Below are 15081 nucleotides of genomic sequence, written 5' to 3'. Positions count from 1 at the left end.
GGTGTCCGGTTGTCGCGCCGCTCAGCGGACCGGGCGGGACTCCAGCGAGGCGAACAGCAGGTTGAGGCCCTCGGTCATGGTCGGGTGGGTGATGACCGCGTCCCGCAGGGCGGTCCACGGCATGGCGGCGAGCATGGCCAGCTGCACGGAGGTGATCACCTCGCCGGCCTCGGCGCCGAGCAGCGCCGCGCCGAGGATCCGGTCGGTGCCGGTGTCGATGACCGCCTTCCACATGCCCCGGGTCTGACGCAGGGTGCGGGCCCGGGGGATGGCGGCGACCGGCAGGTGGGCGACCTGGACGTCGTACCCGGCGCGGCGCGCCTCGGTCTCGGTCAGCCCGACCCGGGCCAGCTCCGGGGTGGTGAAGACGGTGTACGGGATCAGCCGGTCGGTGGTGCTGCGCTGGCCGCCCGCGAGGTTCGCCCTGATGATCCGGTAGTCGTCCAACGAGACGTGGGTGAACTGTGGGCTGCCGGCGACGTCTCCGGCCGCCCAGGTGTGCTCGGCGGTGGTGCGCAGGTGTTCGTCGACCTCCACGAAGCCCCGTTCGGTGAGCCGTACGCCGGCCACGTCCAGGCCGAGCCCGTCGGTGACCGGTTCCCGGCCGGCCGCCACCAGCACGTCGTCCCCGATCACCATGCCGCCGTCGTCCAGCGTCACCCGCAACGCGCCGTCGGGATTGCGGTCGACCCGCGCGACCGCCACACCCACCCGTACGTCGATGCCGTCGTCGAGGAAGACGCGCATCACCGCGTCGCTCACGTCGGGATCCTCCCGGGTGAGCAGCCGTGGACCGCCCTCGACCAGCGTCACCGCGCTGCCGAACGACGCGAACATCTGCGCGAACTCCACCCCGACGGTGCCGCCGCCGAGCACCGCCAGCCGGGCCGGCAGCCGATCCAGGCGCAGCAGCTCGTCGCTGGTGAGCACCCCGGCCTCGGCCATCCCGGGCACCGACGGCAGATGGGGGCGGGTCCCCGTGTTGATCACGACGTCGGTGCCGCGCAGCAGCCGCTCGCCGCCGTCGGCGAGGGCCACCCGGACGGTCCGTGGGCCGACGAACCGGGCCGCACCGATCACCAGGTGCAGGCCGGAGTCGAGGAACTGCTGCCGGTTGGCGGCGACCATCCCCTCGACCACGTCCTGCTTGTGCGCGCGCAACAGATCCACGTCGACCCGGCCGCCGTCGACAGTGAGGCCGAGCGCCGACGCGTCGCCCAGTTGGCGGGCGGCCCGCGCGCTGGTCACCAACGCCTTGGTCGGGATGCAGGCGACGTTGATGCAGCTGCCGCCGATCATGCCCCGCTCGACCATGGCGACCCGCTGCCCGGATCGGGCGACGTCCATGCTCAACGTCTTCCCGGCCTTGCCGCCACCGACGACGAGCAGGTCGAACTCCTCCGGTTGGTCGGTCACCCGGCGCTCCTCTCGGTCACCGGTCAGGCCGGCGGCCACCGCTGGTGCACGTCGGCCAGCCCAGCCTGCCAGCTCCGTCGGGCGCCGCGATCCGGTTCCGCGCAGAATCCACCCCGACCCTGATCAGGTGCCGAGGACCCACGCGGCGCGGCAGGTGAGGGATCATCGGTGGATGCCTGACGTCCCGCCGCAGTTCCGTGCCCGGGTCCGCCATGAGCCGGATCGGTCGTACGCGGTGCTGGTCGAAGGACCTGACGGGGAGGTGTTGGCCGGCGCCACCGGTAGCCTGCGGGACGTGCGCACGGTGGCACGCCAGGGTGCGGCCCGCCTGTTCGGCGTACCGGTGGATCAGATCGCCGAGGCCCGCCTGGACGTGGTGATCCCTCAGCCGCCGTACGGGCGCGACGGGCAGTGGGTGCGCATCGTCTCCACTGGCGACGACCCCAGCGGAGTCGACCTCGGTCGGGCCGGCCAGGCGCACTGGTTCGGCCACGGGGGCGCCTGGTTCGTCACGGTGGCCGGTTCCGGCACCGCCGTCCACCCCGGTGAGCACCTCGACTTCGCCCCCGTCCTCAGCGACGAGGAGGCCGCCGAGTTGCGGAGGTACCTCGCTCGGTCAGCTCAGCCTCCTGCGTGAGCGGCCCTTAGCGGTGAACGACCGGACGGTTGCACCCGGGCCTCTGCGGAGGTGCTCCGGGCCCGGGTGCAACCGCTGCTGGGATCAGTGCCGGGCGGCGCCGTTCTCACTGACCGGCTGCCCGAAGGCCAGGAACGGCACGGGCGTCGGCGCGTCAGTGCCGATGTGCCGGGGGAAGATCGGCTCGGCGTCGGCGCTCACCTCACGGGCAGCCGTAGCGTCCGGCGCCGCCGGCTCGTCCGCCACCACCGCCGCGCCGCTCACCTGCTCGGCCGGGTCGCCGTCCACCTGCTCGGCCGGGGCCCCGTCGGCGGGGCCACTGTCGACAGGGGAGCGGTCGGACGTGGCGCGATCGGCGTCGGCGTCAGCCGCCGGCGCTTGCTCCGTGGCGTGCCGGTCGACGCCGACGCGGTCGACGGTGAGCTGCTCGACGCCGGTCCGCTCGGGGGCGGGTCGATCGGCGCTGGAGCGGGAACCCACCATCGGATACTCCGCGGTCTCCGTACCGCCGGCTGCCGCGGCCATCACCGCGGCGGCGGCGAGGTCGGCCACCCGCTTGGCCTCCCGCTGGACGCGGGCGCGGACCTCCTTGGCGTGCCGCTCGGCGGAGTCCCCGGCCCGGCGGGCCTCGTCCAGTCGGGCGTTCTCGGCGGTGAGGTCCCGGCGGACCTCACTGAGCCGCTGCTGCATCCGGGACAGCTCGTTCTCCAGCGCCTCGCCCTCCTGGCGGATCTCGGCGAGCTGCTGGCGGCCGGTGTCCAGCTCGGCGTGCAGCTCCGCGGCCTCCTGCCGGCGCTCGTCAAGCTCCTTCTGCAGGGCGGCGAGCTGCTGCTGCTGGCTGGCGGCCTGCTCGTCGGCGCGGTTGCGCAGCTCGGTCACGTGCTGCTGCGCCTCGGCCAGCAGCGCGGCGATCTGCTGCTCGGTCGCGCTGCGCTGCTCGGCCAGCTCCTGCTCAGCGGCGGCCTGCTGTTCGGCGATGTCCTGCTCGGCGGCGGTGCGCCGTTCGTTGACCTCTCGCTCCACGTTGGCCTGCCACTGGGCCATCTCCTGCTGGTTCTTGGCGCGGGCGGACTGGAGTTCCTGCTGGATCTGGGTACGGGCCGACTTCATCAGCGCGTCGGCGGCCACCCGGGTCTGGTTGAGCTGTTGCGCGCTCTGCTCGGTGATCCGCTTGGCCTCGTGCTGGGCGCGCTCGTGCGCGGCCTCACCGTCGGCCCGCAACTGCTCGGCGTGCTCACGGATCGCCGTCAACTCGGCCTCGGCCAGGGTGCGCCGCTCCTCGTACGCCTGCTCCTGCTCGGCCCGCCGGGCGGCCAGCTCCTCGGCCAGGTCCTGACGTGCCTGCGCGGACCGCTCACGGGTGTCGGCGAGGATCCGCTCAGCTTCGCTGCGCAGCTCGTTCGCCCGGTCGGTGGCCGACTCGGTGATGATCCCGGCCTGCTTCTCGGCGAGTGCCATGATCTCGCCGACCATCGGGCCGAGGTCGTGGAACGAGGCGCGGTCCACCTGCACGGGCTGCTCCTGAAGCTCGGCCAGTTCGGCACGCAGCCGCTGCACCTCGGCGGTCAACTCACGGACGCGGACGGCGGACTGTCCATGCTCGCGGCTCAACATCGCGATCTGACTGTCGAGTTGCTCCAGGTGCCGGTCCACCTGGCGTTTGTCGTATCCGCGCAGGGCGAGCTCGAAGCTCGGCCGGGAGGCCGCATCGTCGCGTGCTGCGTGCGGCTCAGCGCCGATGGACATGCACCATCCTCCGTACGATCGGGGCGTCAGGGTCGGCGGTCGCCTGCCCCACGGGCCGTCAGTGTGGCGCAACGCTACCGCCGAGCCGACCTCATGCGAAGTCCTGCCCCACCCCCTCTCACGTTGTCGCCCCGCGTCCCCCCGTTCCCGCGCCGATCACGGACTCATGATGCCGGAAAGGTGCTGCTCCACCACCTTTGTCATCCGGGAAGAGTCCATGATCGACGCGGGTCGACGTGCGGACGCGGGGCGACGGGTCGGTGCGGGTCAGCGTCGGCGGGCGACCAGGACCGCGTCGTGGTGGGTGACGTCCTCGCCGTCGGGGTTGGTGGCGAGACGGGCGCGTTCCTCCGCCGTCAGCACCTCCCAGTGGGCCGGGTCCAGATCGGCGGCCACGTCCTGCGCGGTGTACATCGCGTCCGGCATGTGCATCCGGTGCGCCGCCCCCCACAGGTCGGACGGGTGGTGGCCGACGATCAGCAGGACGCCGCCCGGTGCCACCGCGGCGGCCAACCCGGCGAACAACTCCCGCCGCTGCTCCGCGGGTAGGTGCATGAACTGCGCGGACACCAGGTCGTACGCCTGCTCGGCGGGCGGCTTGTCCCGCAGGTCGGCGTGGATGAATTCGATCCGGTCACCGACCCCGGCGGTCTCGGCGTTCGCGGCGGCCCGGCCCAGTGCCGTGCTGGAGATGTCCACCGCCGTCACCTGCCAACCACGCGCGGCCAGCCACACCGCGTCGGCGCCCTCGCCGCTGCCCACGTCCAGCGCGCGCCCCGGGGTCAGGTCGGTGACCTCGGCGACCAACTGCGGATTCGGCCGGCCACTCCACACCGAGGGACGGGACTGGTAGCGCTCCTCCCACGCCGGCTCCTCGAACGTGGTGGCCACCAACTGGCGGTACGCGGCCACCGCGTCGCGGGTCTCCTCGGCGATGAGATCGGCGTTGATCGCCGCCGCGGCGGTCAACCCGGCCCCGGCGGACGTGATCACCTGTCCCCGGAGGTCGGCCACGTTGCCCGCCACCCAGACACCGGGGACGGTGGTCGCGCCGGTGGGGTCGGCCGGGATCTGGGCACCGATGACATGTTCACCCATCGTCACCTCTTCGGGGGCCAGGCCCAGCCCCACCAGCAGGTCGGCGCGGGGGGTCAGTCGCGTCGCCACCACGATCGCGTCGAGCGCCACCACCCGGCCGTCGGCGAGCCGCACCCCGGTCAGCGCGTCGTCGGTCACCTCCACCGCGGCGACCGGGCCCGGCACCACCGTGATGCTGCGGGCGGCGAGCCGTTCGGCCGTCTCCGCGTCCGGCGCCGGGGTGTCGTGCAGCAGGAGCAGCACGGAGGAGCTCCACTGTCGCCACATCTCCGCCTGGTGCACGGCCAGTGGCCCGGTCGCCAGGATGCCGATGCGACGGTCCCGGACCTCCCAGCCGTGGCAGTACGGGCAGTGCAGCACGTCGCGCCCCCACCGCTGCGCCAGGCCGGGCACGTCGGGCAGTTCGTCGGTCAGCCCGGTGGTCACCAGCAGCCGCCGGGCGCGCACCGGCTCGCCGTCGTCGAGGCTGAGCTGGAACCCGTCGTCGTCCCGGGTGGCGGTGCGCACCCGCCCGGTGCGGAACTGACCGCCGTACCCGGCCACCTCGGCCCGTCCGACAGCGAGCAGCTCACCGGGCGGCGTACCCTCCCGGCCCAGGTAGTTGTGTATCCGGTCGGCGGGCGCGTTCCGCGGCTCACCGGAGTCGATCACCAGCACCGACCGTCGGGCCCGGCTCAGCGCCAGGGCGCCGCTGAGCCCGGCAGCGCCGCCACCCACCACCACCACGTCGTATGTCTCGTCCACCGGATTGTCCCCCTCGTTGTTCTGTCGGCTGTCCCCACCATCCGCCGCCGCCAGCCCGGTGGCAACTATCCTTGCCGTTATGGCAAACGAGGACAGTGCCGCGCTGGCGGCCGTCGGCCCCCGGCTGCGTGCCCTCCGTCACCAACGCGGCACCACGCTCACCCAGCTCGCCGACCTGACCGGCATCTCGGTGAGCACCCTGTCCCGGCTGGAGTCCGGGAGCCGTCGACCGACCCTGGAGCTGCTGCTCCCGCTGGCCAGGGCCTATCAGGTGGCGCTGGACGAGCTGGTCGACGCTCCGGCCACCGGGGACCCCCGGGTGCGCCCCAAACCGATCGTCCGGCACGGCGTGACGTACCTGCCGCTGACCCGCCGACCGGGCGGTGTGCAGGCGTTCAAGCAGATATTCCCGCCGGACCCGTCCGCCGGAGGCCGGATCCCGCAGGCCCACGAGGGGTACGAGTGGCTCTACGTGCTCTCCGGCCGGATCCGACTGCTGCTCGGTGACCGTGATCTGACGCTCACCCCCGGCGAGGTGGCCGAGTTCGACACCCGCATCCCGCACCTCTTCTACAACCCCGGCCCGGGCACCGCCGAAGCCCTCAGTCTCTTCGGACCACAGGGGGAGCGGCTGCACGTCCGCGCCCGTCCCGCCAGTCCGGACAAGCAGCAGTGATCAACGCGGGGTTTGGTGTCATCGGGCATCCCCGCCACCACCCCGACAGCGCTGACCTCGTGTCGAGCGAGGTCGAACCTGTCCGGGCACGCCGTCGGTGCGAAGATGGCACGATGATCGATGCGGCATTCCGCGGCTGGACCGACCGGGTCGAGCATCGTGACATCGTCGTCAACGAGGTCCCGGGCTTCCGCCCGCTGACGTTGGACCTTGCCGTGCCGGCTGGAGCGTCCGCGCCGGCCCCGGTCCTGGTGTGGATCCACGGTGGCGCGTGGCTGTACGGCTCGCCCAAGCAGCCACCGGAGTGGCTCATGGAGGTGGATCCCTTCACCGCCGCCATCCGGGCCGGTTTCGCGGTCGCCTCCGCGCAGTACCGGCTCAGCGGCGAGGCGCACTTCCCCGCCCAACTCGACGACGTCACGGCGGCGGTGCGATGGCTGCGCCGACACGGTGACACGGTGGGCGTGGACCGCGAACGGATCGGGGTGTGGGGCGAGTCGGCCGGCGGACATCTGGCGTCGATGCTCGCGCTGACCGGGGACGACCAGGACGACACCCGCGTTCAGGCGGCGGTCTGCTGGTACGCGCCGTCCAACCTGCTGACCATTCAGTCGCAGGCCCACCCGGCCGGGACGATCGACCACGATGCCGCCGACTCGCCCGAGTCGCTGCTGATCGGCGCCCCGTTGGCCGGCAACCCCGAGCTGGGCCGGGCAGCCAGTCCGATCACCTACGTCACCGACCAGGCCCCGCCCATGCTGCTGATGCACGGCGAGGAGGACCTGGTCGTACCGGTGGGGCAGAGCGAGGAGCTCGCCGCGGCGTTGACCGCGGCGGGTGCCGAGGTCGAGTTGTCGGTGGTGCGGGGAGCCGACCACTGTTTCGCCGGAGTGCCGCTGGAGCCGCTGATCCGCGACACACTGGCGTTCTTCACCCGGGTCCTCACCCCCGACACCGGGGCACTGCCGCCTCAATAGGGTGACCCGGTGACCGCCTACGACGTCGCCGACGGCGCCTTCGGCTACCCCATCGTCGGCGCCGGGATGGTCGAGGTCGGCCCGCACGGCGCGTTCTCGGTGAACGGCGTGGGGTTGAACGCGGCGCCCTTCCCGTTGAGCTTCAGCGTTCGCGAGGTAGAGGGCTCCTGGCTGGTCCATGCGACCGCGGCGCAGGCCGCGGAGCTGGCCGATGTGCTCATGACCGCCGTGAACGACACCATCATGGTTGCCGGCCTGTGGACCAACAGCTTCCTGGACGAAGGGTTCGCGGAATGGCCTCCGTCGCGGATCGCGGCGGAGCAGGGCGTCAGCTTCGAGGCACATCAAGTCGGCAGCCTGACATCCGGCGTCGTCGGCCTCAGCGAAGAGGCCCTGCTGATACGCCGGGAGCAGCTGCCCCGGTTCCTGGCCGGTTGGTACCCCTACGAGCTGACCTTTGTCGACGTGCCGGGTACGCCTTCCGCCGAGCGCGTCGACGAAATGATCGTCACCATCGGAACGGCCACGTTCGACGAGCCGGTCCTACCCGCTCTGGCAGGCTCACGCCTGTTGTTCTCCGGGCATGACGACTGCTACGTGTCTGTCGAAACGACGGACCCCGCGGTGCCTGCGGCGGTCCTGGGCCGGCTCCTGGCCCTGCTGGTCGGCTCGGCGCTCGCCGACACCACAGCGGTGGAGGTGACGGCGCCCGACGTCGAGACCGTGCAGCGGCTGATCGAAGAGAGCCGGCACTGGGTCGGCGAGCTGGGCCCACCGACGCGGGGCTCGGTGACTGTCGAACTGCACGCCATGCCGTGGCGGCTCGGTCAGTCGGTTCCGAAGCAGGGCGATCGCAGGATGGTCTACGACGTCGCGAGCAGGGTCTGGCGGTTGACCGGGGCGGTTGCGCCACCCGCGAGGTGATGAGCCCAACCGGGGGTACGCCAAGGAGCCTCCGGCACGATGCCGGAGGCTCCTCGGTATGCCCGGTCAGTTGAGGGCGTAGATCTCCGCGGCGGTGGTCCACGGGTTGCCGTTGACCTCGCTCAGGGCGCGCAGCCGCAGGTACTGCCCGGTCTTCGCGGTGAACCGGACCTCCTTCTGGCTGGCGTTGTTGGCGAACGTGCCGGTGGCCACAGCCGTACCCCAGTTGGTGCCGTCAGTGCTGACGTAGACCTCGTACTGGCCGATGCGCCCGTTGGCGGCCCCGGAGCCGCTGTCCTGCCGGGGCAGGTAGCGGATTCCGGATACGGAGTAGCTCGCACCCAGGTTGATCTGGATCTCGTGGGGCATCGGGGCGTTGCCGCCGGTGTACTTGGTGTGCCAGATGGTGCTGACGTTGCCGTCGAAGGCGTTGGTCGCCGCGCCGTTCTCGGCGGCCGTCTCCTGGCTGTCCGCGTACTTCAGGGACCAACCGGCACGTGAGATGATGCCGGCGTTGGGTACGCAGACCGTGCTCAGCTGGTGTGCGCCCCGGTCCGGACGGCAACCCTGGGTGACGGTGCCGCCGAAGAAGTCACGGCTGCCCGGGGTGGTCATGACCTGGCCACTGGCCAGCGCCGGGGAGCCGGCGCGGAGCCGGTAACCACCGGCGTTGCTGATCGAGGTGGCGGTGCCCGGCGCGACGAACAGCGGATCAGCCGTGATCTTGTTCGAGTCGGCGGGCTCGCCGGCGGGGTGCTGGCCGTAGAACACGTTGGAGTCGAACAGCAGCGCGCCGGCGTTGTAGCTGGCCTGGGTCGAGGTCACGTAGAAGATGTTGTTGTAGAACTCCACATTGGCGCCGGCCGAGCCGTTGCCGTTGTTAATGATCTGGGCTGCCTCGCCCACGTAGAAGACATTGTTGTAGATCTTCGTGTTGGTGAGTTTCGCGCAGACCAGGTCGAAGATCTGGCCGCGGTCGTTCTGGCTGATGTTGTAGCGCACGATGTTGTCCCGGGTGGTCGAGCCTCCACCGTTGCAGAGCAGGATGAAGCCGCCCTCGTTGTCGTGGCTGTAGTTGTACTGGTAGATGGTGCGGATGTTGCCCTCGTCCAGGTCGAAGCCCTGCCCGTCACAGGTGCTCCGGCCGCCGCTGACCTCGTTGAACTGGAACAGGGCGTCGTTGATGTTCCAGCCCCAGATGCCGGCGGCGCACTGCGCGGGCTCGCGTACCCGGAAGCCGTCCACCCGGTTGTTCTCGACCAGGGCGCTCTGGGTGTGGTGCACGTCGATGGCGTCGCCGCCGATGTCGGTTACCGTGTTGCCGCGTACGACGACACGGGTCTGCGGAAGCCAGGTGCCGCAGGTGGAACCGCAGTTGGGGTTGGCCAGCTCGGGCCGGACCATCCACCGGGTCCAGAAGTGGATGCCGTAGCGGTCGACTGTGGTGATCGTGTTGTTGCTGATCAGCACGTCGTCGAACTTCGTTTGCGTGGTGTAGCCGAGGACCTCGAAGAAGATGCCGGCGCTGGCGTCGTCGTCCTTCTTGGTCTGGTTGCCGTTGATGTCGTGGACGTCGACCCCGGTCACCCGGTAGTAGGTGCCGGTGCCGGAGTTCTCACGGATGATGTGCACGCCGCGACGGGTGGCGATCGCCGACCCCCTGTTGGAGATGTCCAGGTTGCGGATCTCCCAGTACTGCTGGTTGTAGAGCTTCACCACGTCGACGACCGCGCCGTTGCCGGCCAGCACCGGCTTGGCGCCGCTGCCGTACGCGTCGATGACGATCGGTGCGCCGGCAGCGCCGGAACCCTTGGGGAAGAGTTGCTGGTTGGCGCAGGTGGTGCCGCGCCGGATCAGGATCTGATCTCCGGCGGCGAACGTCCTGGAGTTCACCGGCGTGAAGCTGTTCCAGGGGCTGGCCTGGGTGCCGCTGCCGGACGTGCTCGCGGAGCAGTCGACGTAGTAGTTCGTGGCGGCTGCCGCGGCGGGGGGCGCGGCGACCAGTACTGCGGTGGCTAGCGTGGTCACAGCCACCAACGAGGACCTGAACAGGCGCATCGAGAGTCCTAACCGTGGGGGTGGTCGGGGTGGGGGAGTCTTTCAATTTTTTGCGCTGTCTCGTTCGTACGCTGGGAGGGAACGCCCCCGGTGGAGCTCGGGCCCGCCGCACGCCGCGGCTCACCGGAACTTTTTGTTGTAGTCCGCGAGAAGACCGATCAGGACGGCGAGCGCAACGAGCATGATCGCGAGATGGCCCCAGCCGACAGTGGGTCGGACGACCACCACGGCGACGACACAGGCGAGCGCGATCAGCAGCCGGGCGACGACGATCAGCACGGCACGCGTCGGTTCCTTCATGACATCCCTTTCTCGGGCCTCAGCCCTTGACGCCGCCGGCGGCCATGCCCTGGATCAGTCGGCGCTGGATCAACGCGTACAGGAGCAGCACCGGCACGATGACCATGACCATGCCGGCGTAGAGCCGCCCCGGGTCAGCGGCCGCCTTCTGCGCGGCCATCAGGTTGAGCAGGCCGACCTGCAACGTCTTGCCCTCACCGGGCAGCAGCGTCAGCGCGATGATGAAGTCGTTCCAGTACGCCAGGAAGTTGAACAGGATCACCGTGGTGACCGCCGGTCGGGCCATCGGCAGCATCACCCGCGTCATGATCCGGAACCGGGATGCCCCGTCCAGCAGCGCGGCCTCCTCGAAGTCCCCCGGAATCGACCGGAAGTACGCGGTCAGTAGGTAGATCGTGAACGGGATCGAGGTCGCCGCGTAGACCAGCGAGAGCATCGCCGGGTTGTCGAGGAAGAACCCGTCGGGGAACACGTCGACCAGCGCGCGGTCCCAGTCGACGAGCATCAGGAAGATCGGCACCACGATGTAGTTGACGTTGACGAACAGCCCGGCCAGCAGCGCCACCTCGACGATGCCCTTGCCGCGGAACTCGTACCGGGCGACGACGTACGCCGCCGGCACCGAGACCGCCAGCACGAGGACCAGGCCGAGGAGCGTGACCAGTACCGAGGTGGCGAAGTAGCGGCCCATCTGCGCGCCGCCGAACGCGTCGACGTAGTTCTGCAGGTGCAGGCCCTCGGGCAGGGTCCACGGGCTGCCGAAGAACTCGCTCTTGCGCTTCAGCGAGGCCACCAGCACCCAGCCGACCGGGATCACGATGAGCAGGGTGATCGCACCGACGAGCAGGTGGGTGAGGCCACGGCCGGGCCGTGGACCGGATTTGTTGATCGTGGTCATGGGAGTGTCCTCTAGAACTGGAGGGGCTCACGCCGGGTCGCGCGGCTCACCAGGAGCGACACGAGGAACGAGAAAGCGAAGATCACCACGCCGATGGCCATGCCGTAGCCGTAGGCCGAGTTCGTGTACGCCTGCTTGTACATGTAGCTGAGCAGCACCTCGGAGGCGCCGTCCGGGCCGCCACCGGTCATCGCCCGCACCAGCACGAAGCTGAGGTTGACCGCGCTGAGGATGAAGAAGGTCAGCGTGGTGCGCAGGTTCTGCCAGATCAGCGGCAGCGTGACGGCGAAGAACTGCCGACCTGCCGAGGCACCGTCGAGCGCCGAGGCCTCGTACAACTCCTCCGGGATGCTGGCCATGCTCGACATGTAGATGACCATGTAGTAGCCGAGCGACTGCCACAGCATCGCTGTCGCGACCGAGTAGAGCACCAGCTTCTGGTCGCCCAGCCAGACCTGTTGCAGGCCGTCCAGCGAGAGCAGCCGGAGCGTGCCGTTGAGCAAGCCGTTCTCCTGGTCGTAGACGGCCGAGAAGATGGCCGCGATGACCACGACGGAGAGCACGTTGGGGATGTAGAGCACGAACCGGTAGAGGGTGTGGCCGCGCAGCTTCTGCCGGGTCATGACGGCCGCGAGGAACAGACCCATCCCCATCGTCACCACGGTCACGACCACGAGCAGCGCGACGGTGTTCTGGAACGCGCGGAGGAACTGCTCGTCGTCGACGAGCTTGGTGAAGTTGTCCAGGCCGACGAACCGCATCTGCGCTGAGAAGCCGCTCCAGCTGTAGAGCGACATCCGGAACACGCTGACGGTCGGCCAGATCATGAACAGCGCGAACAGAGCCAGCGCCGGGAGCAGACAGGCGGCGACGAAACGGCCGTCGCCGGGCCGGCCGCGTACGGCGCTGCCACGCGCTGACACCGGGGGTCGGCTGGGCGCACGCTTGCTGGCGCCCCTGGGTGGTGGAGTGAGGGTCGTCGTCACCGTGACCAGTCCTTGGGTCTCGCGGGGAAGGGGCGGCGGCAGCCCGGTTCCGGGCTGCCGCCGGGGCGTCACTTGCCCGCTTGCCGCAGCTTCTCGCTGGCGTCGTTCAGCGCGGTCTGCCACTGGTCGACAGTCTTGTCGCCGCTGATGATGCTGTTCGCGGTGTCGAAGAGCGTGCCCTTGATGTTCACGCCCTCGACCGGCGCGGCGCTCGCGAAGCCACCGACCAGGGCGGAGATGCTCGGGTCCTCGTAGAGCTGGTAGAACGGGCTGATTTCGGTGGGCAGCGTCGAGGCGATGCCCTTGATCGGCTGGATCGCGTTGGCCTTGGCGAAGATGCCGGCGGCCTCGTCGGAGTAGAGGTAGGCGACGAAGTCCTTCGCGGCGTCCTTGTTCTGGGCGCCGCTCGGGACCCAGGCCGACTCGACGATGGTGGTCAGGTAGCGCTTGCCACCGGCGTTGACCGCCGGCAGCGGGGCCATCGCCCACTCGAAGCCCGGGGAGCGCGGCGCGTCCTTCATCTCGCCGACGACCCACGTGCCGTTCGGCATGAACAGGGCCTTGTTGTCGAGCAGGGACTGCTGGTTCTTGGTGAAGTCCTGCTCGTTCGCGTACCCCACGGTGGTCTTCGCCGCGTAGCTCAGCAGCCTGGCGGTGATGTCCAGGACCTGGCGCGCCTGGGCGGTCTTCCAGACACCGTCGGAATACGTCATGGCGTCCTTGTAGAACTGCTCACCGCCGACGTCGGCGAGCAGCGCGAAGAAGAACGAGTCCAGGTAGCCCGCGGTCGGGTACGTGAACAGCGCGATGCCCTCGGCCTTGGCGGCGTCGCCGAGCTTGAACATGTCGTCCCAGGTGGTCGGGACCTGCCAACCCTTCTGCGCGAAGAGGCCCTTGTTGTAGACCAGGCCGGTCGGCGCGTAGTACATCGGCATCAGGTAGGTCTTGTCGTCGTTGTACGGGTTGGTGCTGAGGTTGCCCACGATCCCGTCGGCGAGCTTGGACCGCACGGTGACCTGTTCACCAGGCACCGTCATGTCCAGGACTCCGGTGAGGTCCTCCAGTGCCTTGTCCTTGACCAGCGTCTCGGCGAGCGCTGCCTTGCGGCCCTGGGGCAGCACCACGACGTCCGGGAACTTGCCGGCCTTCATGTTGGGGCTGATCTCGTCCTCAAGGGTCTTCGAGAGCTGCAGCTGAACGTCCACATCGGGGTGCTTCGCCTTGTAGGCCTCGACGACCTGGAGGTACATGTCCCGGCCGTAGCCGCCTTCGAAGGCCGCGACCTTCAGGCTCTTCTTGCCGTCGGCGTTGTCGCCGCCTCCGGAACAACCTGTGAGCAGGCTGAGCGCCGTCGCCGCGGCGACGGCTAGGACGATGGGTTTTCTCAACATGGGGGTGGTCCTCCGTGGGCGGTGCGCACAACGGTGCGGAAGTGACAGGCGAGCACGAGGCACGGTCCGCCTGGATCACTGGGCGGGCCGCGTGTTGTTACTGTGGCACCCGTAACATGACCCGTCAAGAATGATCTGCCCGCAGCAGGACGGTCAGCGTGGCCGCGGCGCCGCGGTGGACTCCCGGACGATCAGGGTGGCCGGCGTGAGCGATTCGCCCTCCGACTGGGTGTCGAGCAGGAGTGCGACAGCAGCCGCGCCGGAGCGGTAGAAGTCCTGCCGAACGGTGGTGAGCGGCGGGTGGCAGTAGGCGGCCAGCTCGATGTCGTCGACGCTCACGATCGAGACGTCCTGCGGCACCGAGCGCCCGCGCTCCCGCAGCGCCTTGATCAGCCCGAAGGCCATCTCGTCGCTGGCCACGAAGACGGCGGTGACCTCGGGAATCATCGCGAGGATCTGCCCCAGCCGGTAGCCCGACTCGGGCGACCAGTCGCCCTCCAGGGCTGGTGGCGCGTCGATCCCGGCGGCGGCCAGGCACTCCTGCCAGCCCTGCCGGCGCTGCCGCGCCTCGATCCACTCGTCCGGCCCGGCCACGTGCCACACCTGGCGGTGCCCCAGGTCCAGCAGGTGTTGGGTGGCCACGCGCCCCGCCTCGTGCTGGTCGATGCCCAGCACCCGCGCCCCGGTCGTGCGCGAGCCATCCACCGTGACGGTGGGGATGTCCCGGGTGATGTCCTCCATCCGCTGGGTCACGGAGATCAACGGGACCGCGATGATGATGCCGTCGACGCCCTGGTCAGAGAGCTTGAGCAGGGACTTCTCCATTAGTGCGGTGTCCAGCTCGGCGATGGTCGCGATGCTCACCGAGTAACCCGCCTGGCCCGCCGCCGCTTCCACCCCGGCGGTGACCCCCGAGCGCGAGTAGTAGCCGCCGGCCTGTAGCAGGACCAGGCCGAGGGTGAAACTTCGTCCCGAGGAGAGCAGCCGGGGGGCGCCGTTGTACCGGTATTTGAGCTGCTCGACCGCGTTGAGTACGCGACGTCGGGTCTCCGCGTTGACGTTCGGCGAGTTGCGCAGCGTACGCGAGACCGTCTGTGCCGACACGCCAGCGGCGCGTGCCACGTCGGTCATGCTCGGTTGCTTGTCGCGCATTGTCGCCTCGGTCATCCGCCCCGCCCTCCTGAGAACCCGGTACGGCGGCATCCTAGCGCCATTGTTACAAATGGCACG

The 15081-nt window shown here is 69.9% G+C and carries 13 protein-coding genes; 4 read left to right on the top strand and 9 right to left on the bottom strand.

Annotation, left to right across the window (positions count from 1 at the left end; genetic code table 11):
* Positions 1–21: 21 nt before the first annotated feature.
* Positions 22–1416: a dihydrolipoyl dehydrogenase family protein gene (locus QSK15_RS24540; RefSeq protein WP_285796500.1), complete on the bottom strand. Its 1395-nt coding sequence runs from the start codon at positions 1414–1416 to the stop codon at positions 22–24.
* Positions 1417–1588: 172 nt separating this feature from the next.
* On the opposite strand from QSK15_RS24540, the gene QSK15_RS24535 reads away from it, so the two are divergent.
* On the top strand, positions 1589–2053 hold the full coding sequence (locus QSK15_RS24535; protein ID WP_285796499.1) for a hypothetical protein: 465 nt from the start codon (positions 1589–1591) through the stop codon (positions 2051–2053).
* An 84-nt stretch (positions 2054–2137) separates the two neighbouring features.
* On the opposite strand, the gene QSK15_RS24530 is transcribed toward QSK15_RS24535, so the two are convergent.
* Both QSK15_RS24530 and QSK15_RS24525 read right to left on the bottom strand, forming a co-directional pair.
* On the bottom strand, positions 2138–3799 hold the full coding sequence (locus tag QSK15_RS24530) for a DivIVA domain-containing protein (RefSeq protein ID WP_285796498.1): 1662 nt from the start codon (positions 3797–3799) through the stop codon (positions 2138–2140).
* 267 nt (positions 3800–4066) lie between these two features.
* On the bottom strand, positions 4067–5641 hold the full coding sequence (locus tag QSK15_RS24525) for a bifunctional NAD(P)/FAD-dependent oxidoreductase/class I SAM-dependent methyltransferase (RefSeq protein ID WP_285796497.1): 1575 nt from the start codon (positions 5639–5641) through the stop codon (positions 4067–4069).
* Between the two features lie 79 nt (positions 5642–5720).
* On the opposite strand from QSK15_RS24525, the gene QSK15_RS24520 reads away from it, so the two are divergent.
* From QSK15_RS24520 to QSK15_RS24510, 3 genes are all read left to right on the top strand, one after another.
* On the top strand, positions 5721–6317 hold the full coding sequence (locus QSK15_RS24520) for a helix-turn-helix domain-containing protein (RefSeq protein ID WP_030335512.1): 597 nt from the start codon (positions 5721–5723) through the stop codon (positions 6315–6317).
* 113 nt (positions 6318–6430) lie between these two features.
* Entirely contained in the window at positions 6431–7294 is an 864-nt protein-coding gene (locus tag QSK15_RS24515) for an alpha/beta hydrolase (RefSeq protein ID WP_285796496.1), read from the top strand.
* A 9-nt stretch (positions 7295–7303) separates the two neighbouring features.
* Entirely contained in the window at positions 7304–8218 is a 915-nt protein-coding gene (locus tag QSK15_RS24510) for a hypothetical protein (RefSeq protein ID WP_285796495.1), read from the top strand.
* Positions 8219–8284: 66 nt separating this feature from the next.
* Here QSK15_RS24510 and QSK15_RS24505 read toward each other — a convergent pair whose 3' ends face one another.
* The 6 genes from QSK15_RS24505 to QSK15_RS24480 all read right to left on the bottom strand — a co-directional run bounded on the left by QSK15_RS24505 (position 8285) and on the right by QSK15_RS24480 (position 15018).
* On the bottom strand, positions 8285–10276 hold the full coding sequence (locus tag QSK15_RS24505; RefSeq protein ID WP_285796494.1) for a discoidin domain-containing protein: 1992 nt from the start codon (positions 10274–10276) through the stop codon (positions 8285–8287).
* 120 nt (positions 10277–10396) lie between these two features.
* Positions 10397–10576, bottom strand: coding sequence for a DUF6903 family protein (locus QSK15_RS24500; protein WP_285796493.1), 180 nt, complete (start codon positions 10574–10576; stop codon positions 10397–10399).
* Positions 10577–10595: 19 nt separating this feature from the next.
* Positions 10596–11474: a carbohydrate ABC transporter permease gene (locus QSK15_RS24495; protein ID WP_285796492.1), complete on the bottom strand. Its 879-nt coding sequence runs from the start codon at positions 11472–11474 to the stop codon at positions 10596–10598.
* 11 nt (positions 11475–11485) lie between these two features.
* The gene (locus tag QSK15_RS24490) at positions 11486–12460 is read right to left on the bottom strand and encodes a carbohydrate ABC transporter permease (protein ID WP_285796491.1); all 975 of its coding nucleotides are present in this window, start codon (positions 12458–12460) and stop codon (positions 11486–11488) included.
* Positions 12461–12528: 68 nt separating this feature from the next.
* Positions 12529–13851 carry a carbohydrate ABC transporter substrate-binding protein gene (locus QSK15_RS24485; RefSeq protein WP_285796490.1) on the bottom strand — a complete coding sequence of 441 codons (1323 nt, stop codon included), beginning with the start codon at positions 13849–13851 and terminating at the stop codon, positions 12529–12531.
* A gap of 153 nt (positions 13852–14004) precedes the next feature.
* On the bottom strand, positions 14005–15018 hold the full coding sequence (locus QSK15_RS24480; RefSeq protein ID WP_285796489.1) for a LacI family DNA-binding transcriptional regulator: 1014 nt from the start codon (positions 15016–15018) through the stop codon (positions 14005–14007).
* Between the last annotated feature and the right edge of the window lie 63 nt (positions 15019–15081).

Source organism: Micromonospora sp. NBRC 107095 (assembly GCF_030269705.1).
GTDB lineage: Bacteria > Actinomycetota > Actinomycetes > Mycobacteriales > Micromonosporaceae > Micromonospora > Micromonospora parva.
This window is presented reverse-complemented; position numbering and strand designations above follow the sequence as displayed.